This is a genomic window from Agromyces binzhouensis, from assembly GCF_004135055.1.
Taxonomy (GTDB): Bacteria; Actinomycetota; Actinomycetes; order Actinomycetales; family Microbacteriaceae; genus Agromyces; species Agromyces binzhouensis.
Genome location: NZ_SDPL01000081.1, coordinates 1 through 9977, shown reverse-complemented (window position 1 = coordinate 9977; position 9977 = coordinate 1). Strand labels below are relative to the sequence as shown.

At 70.2% G+C, this 9977-nt stretch carries 10 protein-coding genes and 1 pseudogene; 10 read left to right on the top strand and 1 reads right to left on the bottom strand.

Going from position 1 to position 9977, the window contains the following annotated elements; all coding sequences use genetic code 11:
* A pseudogene (locus ESO86_RS18610) lies at window positions 1–195 on the top strand (hypothetical protein); the annotation flags it as partial.
* Between the two features lie 159 nt (window positions 196–354).
* On the opposite strand, the gene ESO86_RS06280 reads toward ESO86_RS18610, so the two are convergent.
* Entirely contained in the window at window positions 355–1521 is a 1167-nt protein-coding gene (locus ESO86_RS06280) for an ROK family transcriptional regulator (protein ID WP_165307411.1), read from the bottom strand.
* Between the two features lie 138 nt (window positions 1522–1659).
* Between ESO86_RS06280 and ESO86_RS06275 the strand changes: the two genes are divergently transcribed.
* The 9 genes from ESO86_RS06275 to ESO86_RS06235 all read left to right on the top strand — a co-directional run bounded on the left by ESO86_RS06275 (window position 1660) and on the right by ESO86_RS06235 (window position 9885).
* Window positions 1660–2703 carry a sugar ABC transporter substrate-binding protein gene (locus ESO86_RS06275; RefSeq protein ID WP_129234122.1) on the top strand — a complete coding sequence of 348 codons (1044 nt, stop codon included), beginning with the start codon at window positions 1660–1662 and terminating at the stop codon, window positions 2701–2703.
* A 124-nt stretch (window positions 2704–2827) separates the two neighbouring features.
* A complete protein-coding gene (locus tag ESO86_RS06270; protein ID WP_207207032.1) occupies window positions 2828–3823 on the top strand; it encodes an ABC transporter permease in 996 nt (331 codons plus the stop codon).
* On the top strand, window positions 3820–4581 hold the full coding sequence (locus ESO86_RS06265; protein WP_129234120.1) for an ATP-binding cassette domain-containing protein: 762 nt from the start codon (window positions 3820–3822) through the stop codon (window positions 4579–4581). The genes ESO86_RS06270 and ESO86_RS06265 overlap by 4 nt, the downstream gene beginning before the upstream one ends.
* A gap of 5 nt (window positions 4582–4586) precedes the next feature.
* Window positions 4587–5480: a sugar phosphate isomerase/epimerase family protein gene (locus ESO86_RS06260; RefSeq protein ID WP_129234119.1), complete on the top strand. Its 894-nt coding sequence runs from the start codon at window positions 4587–4589 to the stop codon at window positions 5478–5480.
* 23 nt (window positions 5481–5503) lie between these two features.
* A complete protein-coding gene (locus ESO86_RS06255; protein ID WP_129234118.1) occupies window positions 5504–6373 on the top strand; it encodes a sugar phosphate isomerase/epimerase family protein in 870 nt (289 codons plus the stop codon).
* Window positions 6363–7103 (top strand): nucleoside/nucleotide kinase family protein, encoded by a 741-nt coding sequence (locus ESO86_RS06250; protein WP_242492230.1) that lies wholly within the window; start codon window positions 6363–6365, stop codon window positions 7101–7103. The genes ESO86_RS06255 and ESO86_RS06250 overlap by 11 nt, the downstream gene beginning before the upstream one ends.
* Window positions 7104–7239: 136 nt before the next feature.
* A complete protein-coding gene (locus ESO86_RS06245; protein WP_129234117.1) occupies window positions 7240–7752 on the top strand; it encodes a methylated-DNA--[protein]-cysteine S-methyltransferase in 513 nt (170 codons plus the stop codon).
* Between the two features lie 486 nt (window positions 7753–8238).
* Window positions 8239–8892 carry an FMN-dependent NADH-azoreductase gene (locus ESO86_RS06240; protein WP_129234116.1) on the top strand — a complete coding sequence of 218 codons (654 nt, stop codon included), beginning with the start codon at window positions 8239–8241 and terminating at the stop codon, window positions 8890–8892.
* A gap of 552 nt (window positions 8893–9444) precedes the next feature.
* Window positions 9445–9885 (top strand): Hsp20/alpha crystallin family protein, encoded by a 441-nt coding sequence (locus ESO86_RS06235; RefSeq protein ID WP_129234115.1) that lies wholly within the window; start codon window positions 9445–9447, stop codon window positions 9883–9885.
* The last annotated feature ends 92 nt before the right edge of the window (window positions 9886–9977 follow it).

Here is a 9977-nt window from a genome sequence, read left to right as displayed (position 1 = left end):
GAGTTCCCGCTGCCCGGGCCCTACGGCCGTGCGTCGGCGTCGGGCGCGCTGCGCGGCGGCGCCGACGCCGACCACGCGGAGATCACGTTCGACGAGTGGCTGCGGTCTGCCGACCACACGCCGATGGGGGCGCGGGCGGATGCCGCGGCATCCGCTCGGGGTGCTCGCGCCGACGGCCCGCGAGCGACGGGCTGACGGCCTCGCGGAGGCGGGTATGCAGGATGAGCCGCGCCATCGCCCTCGGAGGAGGTGCATGACGCGGCTCATCCTGCGAACTCATCACAGCGCGGCGGCCTGTCTGCCGGGGACGGCTGAGCGCGGCGACCCGGTCCCGCGGCGGAGGCGGCAGGGGAGCTACGCGTGCCCCCGCAGCATCCGCTCCATCGACACCGGCTGGAACAGGGCGTCGATCGTGAGCAGCGCGAGCCCGGTCACCCCGGCGAGCTCGCCGAGGGTCGACTTCGTGATCGTCAGATCGCTCGTCACGAGGGGAACCGTGTGCTGGTGCACGCGCTCGCGGATGCCGCTCATCAGCACCTCGTCGCACTCGGCGAGCTGGCCGGAGAGCGCGATCGTGCGCGGGTTCAGCACGCTGACGAGGGTCGCGATGGCATCGCCGATGACACGCCCCGCAGCACGGACGCGCCGGACGGCCTCCATGTCTCCCCGCTGCACGAGTGAGACGACATCGGCGGTGGAGGTCACCGGAAGTCCTGCGGCCTCGAGGTCGCGCTGCAGTGCCCAACCGCCGGCGTAGGCCTCGACGCAGTCGAGGTTGCCGCAGCGGCAGAGTCGCGGCTCGGCGTCGGTGATCGAGGCGCGTGTGTGGCCGATGTCGCCGGCCGCGCCCTTGTCGCCGCGGACGATCTGGCCGTTGAAGACGAGGCCGGCGCCGATACCGGTGCCGAGCTTGAGGCTGATGACGTTGTCGACCTGGTGGAGTCGCGCCTCGGCCACCGCGCGGGCGTTCGCGTCGTTCTCGACGGTGACGAGGGCGTCGTAGCGGTCGGTGAACCAGGAGGCGATGTCGAAGCGGTCCCAGCCCGTCATGATCGGGGGATTCACGACGCGACGTGCGGCGTACTCGACGGGCCCGGGGACCCCGATCGCGACCCCCCACACCTCGGCGTCGCCGAACTCGAGGCGCCCGAATGCCTCGGTCACGGCGGTGAGCACGGCGTCGGGCCCGCTCCACACGTCGATGGTGTGCGAGAGGTGCGCGAGGGGTCGGCCGTCGAGGTCGCACGCCGCGGCCGTGAAGCCGGTCGCGCCGATGTCGGCCGCGAGCACCACGGCCCGTTGCGCGTTGAACGCGAAGCGCGTCGATGGGCGCCCGCCGGTGGACTCGCCGCCGCCGACGGCCGTGAGCAGTCCCGCTGCGCTGAGGGTGGCGAGGCGCTGGTTGATCGTCGACCGCGAGAGGCCGGAGAGCTCGATCACCTCGGTACGGGTCAGCTCGCCATGGTCGCGGATGAGCGCGAGCACGTCGCTGACATGGGTGCTGCCTTCAAGTGCGGTCACGCGGTCTCCTTCGTCCCACCGATAGCTTATCTCTGATCCTAGATCGAAACTCAAGTACTTTTGCGTTGACAAAACACAAAAGAATGCGTAGTTTCAAATCGACGGCACGCAGTGGTGCCCATGACACCAAGGATCGAAATGTTCAGCAAAGATGCTTCGAAGGCCCGCGCGGTTCTGGTCGCCGCCCCGGTCGCCGCACTCGCGCTCGTGCTCGCCGGCTGTTCCACGGGATCGGCCGGGTCGGTTTCGTCCGAAGGCGGCGGATCCGACAAGGTGGCCGCGATCATCAAGGGACTCGACAACCCCTTCTTCCAGGCCATGGAAGACGGCATCAACGACACGGCCGAGGCAGACGGCGTCGACGTCACGGTTCAGGCCGCCGCCGACATCGGCGACACCACAGGCCAGGCCGACAAGCTCACCACCCTCGCCGGCCAGGACTACGGATGCTTCGTGGTCAACCCGATCAGCGGCACCAACCTCGTCCAGGCGCTCGCCCCCGTCGCCGCGGCGGGCAAGACCGTCGTCAACATCGACAACCCGATCGACGCGGATGCCGCGGAGGCAGCCGGCATCGACGTCGCCACGTACATCGGCACCGACAACGAGGCGGCCGGTGGCAAGGCGGGCGACTTCATCCTCGAGTCGATCCCGGCCGGGTCCGAGGTCGCCGTGATCGGCGGCATCGCGGGCGACGTGACGAGCGCCGCGCGCGTCGACGGCTTCCGGGCCGCGGTCGACGGCAGCGTCGACATCGTGCAGGAGGAGGCCGCCGACTGGAAGCGCGAGGTCGCGCTCACGAAGGCCACCGACATCCTCGCTGCGAACCCGGACGTCGCCGCGTTCTTCGCCGCCAACGACGACATGGGCCTCGGAATCGTGAAGGCGGTCGAGAACGCCGGACGCACCGGGGAGATCGTCGTCGTGAGCGTGGACGGCAACCAGGACGCCCTGCAGTCGGTCGCCGACGGCGGTCTCAGTGCCACCGTCGCGCAGTACCCGTACGCGATCGGTTCCCTGGGCGTCCAGGCCTGCGAGGTGGTCGCCGCCGGCGAGACGCTGCCCGAGAACGTCGAGTCGCCGACCGCGCTCGTCACGGCGGATGTCGCACAGGAGGCGATGGACGCCTTCCCGCAGCCGTTCGAGCCGTTCGAGAACCCCCTCGCCGACCTGCTCGGCTAGGCACGCGACCTCGCGTGCCCGGGTGAACGTTCCCCGGGCACGCGCGGCCAGGACCGTGCCGCTCCGCGGCATCCGTCCCACCCGCGACCACCGGACCTCAACCCCGAGAGATGAGAGAGTCACCGTGAACCTCCCAGTGAAGACCACGAACGTCGTGGTCCCCGAGAAGGGCGTCGGGCCCGCGCTCCGAGAGGCGAGGCACCTGAGCTTCTGGGCCGAGAACGCGGCCCCGATCGGCCTCGTCGTGCTCGTGATCGTGTTCTCGATCCTCAGCCCGTCGTTCCTCACCATCGGCAACATCCAGTCGATGCTCGTCGCCGCGGCGATCCTCGTGATCCTCGCCGTCGCCCAGTCGTTCGTCATCACCACGGGCGGCATCGACCTCTCGATCTCGGCGACCATGACGCTCGGCGCCGTCGGCTTCGGCCTCTCGTGGCAGGCCGGGCTCGGCTTCTGGCCGTCCGCGGTGATCGCCCTGCTCTCGTCTGCGGTGATCGGACTCGTGAACGGGCTCCTCATCGCCAAGGGCAAGGTCACCGACTTCATCGCCACGCTCGGAACGCTCTCCGTGGCGACCGGACTCGCGCTCATCCTCACCTCGGGCAGGCCGATCTCGATCACGAGCGTCGAACTGCTCCGCCTCACGACCGGCTCGGTCTGGATCATCGGATTCCCGTTCATCCTCGCGATCGTCGTCGGCATCGTCGCCTGGTTCCTGATGTTCCGCATGCGCTTCGGCCTTCACGTCCAGGCGGTCGGAGGCAGCGAGGAGGCCGCGGTCGCGAACGGCATCAACGCCGGACGAGTGCGCATCGCGGTGTACCTCATCGCGGCCGTCCTCGCCGGCCTCGGCGCCATCCTGCTCGTCGCCCGCATCGGCGCCGCAGAACCCGCGATCAACACGAGCTACCTGCTCAACTCGATCGCCGCCGTCGTCCTCGGCGGGGTCAGCCTCACCGGCGGCCGCGCCAAGATCGTCGGCCCCATCCTCGGTGCGCTGCTGCTCACCGCCCTCACGAACGGGCTCACGCTGCTCGGCGTGTCCCAGTTCTACCAGCCGCTCGCCGTCGGACTCGTCGTGGTCCTGGCGGCCCTGCTCACGAGGTTCCAGAAGAAATGAACGCTGCAGCGAACTCCGACGTCATCCTCTCCGCCCAGGACATCACCAAGTCGTTCGGCGGCGTGCACGCCCTGCGGGGCGCCTCGATCACCATGCGGCGCGGCGAGGTCACCGCCCTCATCGGCGACAACGGTGCGGGCAAGTCGACCCTCGTGCGATGCCTCTCCGGCATCCACGCCCCGGACTCAGGCACCATCACGCTCGACGGCGAGATCGTTCACTTCGACACGCCGCTCGCCGCCCGCGAGGCCGGCATCGAGACGGTGCAGCAGAACCTCGCGCTCGTCGAGGACCTCACGGTCTGGCAGAACTTCTTCCTCGGCCGCGAGCGCACGAAGGGCGCAGGTCCGTTCCGCATGCTCGACCGCTCGTCGATGCGGTCGACGGCGACCGAGATGCTCTCCGACCTCGCGGTGAACGTGCCGCCCGTGACGAGCCGGGTCCGCCGCCTCTCCGGCGGCCAACGACAGGCCGTCGCCATCGCGCGGGCGGCCGGCTGGGGCAGCTCGATCGTGATCATGGACGAGCCGACCGCCGCGCTCGGCGTGCAGGAGACCGCCCGAGTCGAGGACGCCATCCGCAAGCTCCAGGCGTCCGGTGTCGCCGTGCTCCTCATCAGTCACAACTTCGACCAGGTGCTCCGCCTCTCCGACCACGTGTGGGTCATGCGCGGCGGCCTCGCGGTCGCCGAGCGCCGAGCCGACGAGACGACCGGCGACGAACTCGTCGCCCTGATCACCGGCGCGAAGGCGGCGTGAGTCCGATGTCGCGCAACCGACTCGGCGTGCACGCCGGCGTGTGGGGCTTCGACTGGAGCCCCGCCGCCGCCGAGCGCACCATCGCCGGGGCGGCCGCGGCCGGATTCGACGTCCTCGAGGTCCCTGCGATCGACCGCGCGGATGCCGCCCTGCTCGACGGCCCGGCCACCCGCCGGCTGCTCGAGCGTCACGGCATCGGGGCCACGGTCTCGCTCGCGCTGTCGTTCGATGACGACATCACGTCCCCCGACGCATCGGTCGCAGGCCGCGGCGAACGGCGCCTGACCGAGGCCGTGCGGTTCGCTTCCGAGCTCGGCGCCACCTTCGTGGGCGGTGTCGTGTACTCGGCGATGGGGCGGTACCTCGAGGCGTCGACGGACGCCGGACGCTCGCGCTCGCTCGACGTCCTGCGACGGGTCGCCGCGCTCGCCGCAGGTGACGGCATCACGCTCGGCGTCGAGTACGTCAACCGGTACGAGTCGAACCTCCTCAACACCGCTGCGCAGACCATCCGGTTCCTCGAGGACCTCGGCGCCGCGAACGCGGTCCTCCACCTCGACACGTTCCACGCGCACGTCGAGGAGATCGACCTCCCGGCTGCGGTCGCCATCGCCGGCGACCGCCTCGGCTACGTGCACGCCAGCGAGAGTCACCGCGGCCGCCTGGGCACCGGGGCGACCGACTGGCCCGCACTCTGCCGGGCCTTCGCGACCGCCGGCTTCGACGGCACCATCACCGTCGAGACCTTCTCATCCGCGGTGCTCACAGCCGCGGCATCCGCCGACATCGGACTCTGGCGACCCATGTGGCACGACCCCGACACCCTCGCCGCGCAGTCCCGCGCCTTCCTCCACGACCAGCTCGCCGCGGCATCCGTCGCGCTCGACCTGGCCGCCTGACCACCGAACGAAAAGGAACCACCATGTCGCGCAACGCCCTCGGAGTACATGCCCTCGTCTTCGCCGGCGGCACCAGCCCCGCCGAGATGACCTCGATCATCGCCGAGACGAAGGCGGCCGGATACGACCTGCTCGAACTCTCGCTGCACGATTCACCCGCGCTCGACGTGGCCGCCGCCCGCGCTGAACTCGAGGCCGCCGGCCTCGGCATCGTGTGCTCGCGCGGCCTGGCATTCGAGGCGGATGTCTCGAGCGACGACCCCGAGGTCGTGGCGCGCGGCGCCCGGCTCCTGCACGACTCGCTCCAGATCACCCACGACCTCGGTGGCAGCCACTTCACCGGTGCGCTCTACAGTGCACTCGGCAAGTACGGCCGACCGCTCAGCTCCGCGGGACGGGCGAACGTCGTCTCGGTGCTCACCGACCTCGCCGCCGAGGCCGCCGGCAAGCAGATGACGCTCGGACTCGAGGTCTGCAACCGCTACGAGACCAATGTCATCAACACCGCGGCCGACGCCCTGCGTCTCGCCGACGACATCGGCGCCGACAACGTCGTGATCCACCTCGACAGCTACCACATGAACATCGAGGAGGACGACTTCTCGCGGCCCGTGCGCCTGGTCGGCGACCGGCTCGGCTACGTGCACATCGGCGAGAACCACCGTGGTTACCTCGGCAGCGGTCACCTCGATTTCACGTCGTTCTTCCACTCGCTGGAGGACATCGGCTACGCCGGCCCCATCACCTTCGAGTCGTTCTCGTCCGCCGTCGTGTCCCCGACGCTCTCGAACGACCTCGCGATCTGGCGGAACCTCTGGGACGACGGGCCCGCGCTCGCGCGGCACGCCCACGCGTTCCTCACCGACCGGCTCGAGGCCAACCGTGTCTCCTGAACCCGGCGCCACCTCCGCCACCCTCGTTCCGAGTGCGCAGGCCGCGCTCGGATCGCTCGCCGACCGGGTGGAGCGGTCGGCGGGCACCGGCGCCCCGGACACTCGGGGCGCCGGTGCGCCACCTCGTCGAGCCGACCGCGTGCTGGTCGGCATCGCCGGCAGCCCCGGCAGCGGCAAGACGACACTCGCGATCGCGCTCGTGGACGAACTCAACCGTCGCCGCCCGGGATCTGCCGTGCACCTCCCGATGGACGGATTCCACCTCGCGAACTCGACCCTCGACCGGCTCGGGCGCCACGACCGCAAGGGCGCCATCGACACCTTCGACGGCTGGGGGTTCGTCGCCCTGCTCGACCGCATCCGAACCGAGCGCGGTCACACCGTGTACGCGCCGAGCTTCCACCGCGTCGTGGACGAGGGCGTCGCGGGCGAGATCGCCATCGAGGACACCATCCGGTACGTCGTCGTCGAGGGCAATTACCTGCTCGCCGACGTCGAACCATGGGACGGCGTGCGCGAGCGACTCGATGCCGCCTGGTTCTGCGCGACGCCGGAGGACGAGCGGATCGTGCGCCTCGTGGACCGGCACACCCGACACGGACGCACCCCCGAGGCCGCACTCGCGTGGGCTAGGGAGGTCGACGGCGCGAACGCGCTGCTGATCGAGGCGTCGCGGGTCAACGCCGAGCTCGTCGTGTCGGGCGAGAGACTCGAGGTGCTGGAGGGCTGACCGCCCGTCGGGTCATCTCGCGAATGGGCCGCGCGTCATGCGCGACCCCGACGCGCCCCGGACCCGTCGACCGTCACGTCCGATTCCCGCCACCGAACTCCGCCTCGCGCGCCGCGCGACGCGCGAGAATCGACGCATGCCCCGCCGCCACGCCACGCTCACGACCGGGATCGGCGACCTGCTCGTGGTCGCCGACGACGGCGGGCTCGCGGGGCTGTACTTCCCGGGCCACTGGCATCCGCCCGCCCCGGAGTCGCTCGGCGTCGTCGTCGATGCCGCCGACGATCCGCTGTTCCGCCGGCTCGGCGTCGAGCTCGACGAGTACCTCGCGGGGCGACGCATCCGCTTCGACCTGCCGCTCGCGCCGACCGGCGACGGGTTCCAGCATGCGGTATGGGGGATGCTGCGCGAGATCCCGTTCGGCGAGACCGTGACGTACGGCGAGCTCGCCGACCGGCTCGGCGACCGGAACCTCGCCAGGCGCGTGGGCGGTGCCGTCGGGCGGAACCCGATCAGCATCATCGTGCCGTGCCACCGCGTGGTCGGCGCCGACGGGTCGCTCACCGGCTACGCCGGCGGGCTCGAGCGCAAGCGTCGGTTGCTCGAGCTCGAGGGCGCCGAGGTCGTCGCGCAGCGCCGCCTCTTCTGACGCGCCGCGGGCGCCGCGGCGTCATCCGTCACCTGTCACCTCTGTCATCTGGTCTCACCGGAGTGCGGTTTCTGCGTTGGAGTGCGGGTTGGTTCCGTACTCGAACGCAGAAACCGCACTTGGATGGGGGCGCGTGGCGTGCGGTGAGCGTGCGAATGCAGGACGAGACGCGCTGCGGCGCCTCATGTGCGCCCATGATCCGCCTCATCCTGCGTATTCGGCCGGGTCGGCCGTGTCGGCCGGCTCGGGTCGAGCGCGACCCCGACCCGCGCGGTGCGAACGCACCATCCGCCCCGCCCGAAGGCGACGGCCGCGCCGACGCCGCGTCACGTGACGGAGAGCGGCGTCCGGATCGCGCCGATCACAAGGTACCTGATCGAGACACGCCGGAAACACTGCGGCGATACGGTGACGTCACCGCTGAGGCCCGAGCGCGGTGAGCAATGCCCCCAACGCCCGTGCAGGACCCATCGGAAGAGGCACGTCATGAAGCTGCTCCACATCATCGCCAGCCCGCGCAGCGAGGCATCCAACACGCTCCGGGTCTCGAACGCGCTCCTCGACGCGCTCGGCGAGCGGATCGCCGACCTGGAGGTCGAGGAGGTCGAGCTGTTCCAGGCCGACCTGCCCGCGATCGCGGGCGACAACATCGAGGCGAAGTACACGCTGACGGTCGGCCAGCCCATCGACAAGAGCCACGCCGAGTCCTGGAAGCAGATCGAGCGCGAGATCGACCGGTTCACGCACGCCGACGCCTACGTGATCTCCACGCCGATGTGGAACCTCAGCATCCCCTACGCGCTCAAGTACTACATCGACTGCATCGTGCAGCCGGGATACATGTTCCGCTACGACGAACTCGGCCGCGCGCTCCCCCTCGTGCACGGCAAGAAGATGGTCGTCGTCACTTCGCGCGGCGGCGACTACTCCGAGGCCAGCCCGCTGCATGCCTTCGACTTCCAGGAGCCGTACCTGCGTGCGATCTTCGCATTCGTCGGCATCACCGACGTGACCTTCGTGAACGCCCAGACGATGGATGTCTCGCCGGAGTTCCGCACGGCCTCGACCGCCAACGCGATCGACGAGGTCCTGCGCGTCGCGGGCTCCGAGGATTGGGCCACGCTCGGCGCCGCCGCCTGACGGTCGTCGATATCCGCCGTGCCTCGCGCGCGGGCGTCGATCCCGTGGGCGAAAGCAGGATGAGCCGCGTCACGGCTCCGAATCGGGGCCCATAAGCCTGCTCATCCTGCGAATTCGGCGGGCGAGCCCGCGCGCCGAGTGGAGGCTGCGCGCGAGCGCGGGTATTGAGACGGGTGTGGGACGCGAACGCAGGATGAGCTGCGTCACGGGGTCGAACGAGGGCACATGGTTCGGTTCATCCTGCGAATGCGGCTGCCCGAGCCTGCGCCGAGTGAAGCCTTCGAGCGATCTCCGCGTATCGAGGCGAGTGTGGGACGCGAAAACAGGATGAGCCGCGTCACGGACTCGCAAGAGGTCCCGTAGTACGGCTCATCCTGCGAATGCGGATGCCCGAGCTCGCGCGCCCGGCGCGTCCGCCGCGACACCGGCCGGCGTGATCGCCCTCGGCGAACGGCGGGCCCAAAGTCTTAGCACTCTCGCGTCGAGAGTGCTAATCTCGGATCAAGTTGAGTCGAGGGGACTCAACTCCAGATCTCACGAGAGGAGACGCTCATGGCAATGAGCTGGGACCCGTTCCGCGACCTCGACCGTCTCGCGGCGAGCATGATCGACTCGAGCCGAGGCCCGCGGATGATGCCGATCGACCTGCACCGCGACGGTGACCACTACGTCCTGTCCGCCGACCTGCCCGGGGTCGACCCCGGTTCGATCGACATCGACGTCGACGGCCAGCTGATGACCATCCGCGCCGAGCGCACGCTGCGCAACGACGAGAACGTGCGGTGGCTCGTGCATGAGCGGCCGAGCGGGTCGTTCCTGCGCCAGCTCACCCTCGGCGAGGGCATCGACACCAGCGGCATCAGCGCCCACTACGACAACGGCGTGCTGAGCGTGATCATCCCGGTGTCCGAGCGCGCGAAGCCGCGCAAGGTCGAGGTGCGCTCCGCGGCTCACGACGTCGTGACGCCCGAGGTGACCTCCAGCGGGAGCTGACCCGGCGCGCCCGGCGAGCGTTCGTCGGGCCGGCCGGCACGGCGGGGCGGATGCGCGGCATCCGCCCCGCCGCCGTGTGTCCGGTCGGGTTC

Coding starts and splice junctions, on each gene's coding strand:
- ESO86_RS06265 (WP_129234120.1), top strand. CDS start 3,820: ATGAACGCTGCAGCGAACTCCGACGTCATCCTCTCCGCCCAGGACATC.
- ESO86_RS06235 (WP_129234115.1), top strand. CDS start 9,445: ATGGCAATGAGCTGGGACCCGTTCCGCGACCTCGACCGTCTCGCGGCG.
- ESO86_RS06255 (WP_129234118.1), top strand. CDS start 5,504: ATGTCGCGCAACGCCCTCGGAGTACATGCCCTCGTCTTCGCCGGCGGC.
- ESO86_RS06240 (WP_129234116.1), top strand. CDS start 8,239: ATGAAGCTGCTCCACATCATCGCCAGCCCGCGCAGCGAGGCATCCAAC.
- ESO86_RS06275 (WP_129234122.1), top strand. CDS start 1,660: ATGTTCAGCAAAGATGCTTCGAAGGCCCGCGCGGTTCTGGTCGCCGCC.
- ESO86_RS06260 (WP_129234119.1), top strand. CDS start 4,587: ATGTCGCGCAACCGACTCGGCGTGCACGCCGGCGTGTGGGGCTTCGAC.
- ESO86_RS06245 (WP_129234117.1), top strand. CDS start 7,240: ATGCCCCGCCGCCACGCCACGCTCACGACCGGGATCGGCGACCTGCTC.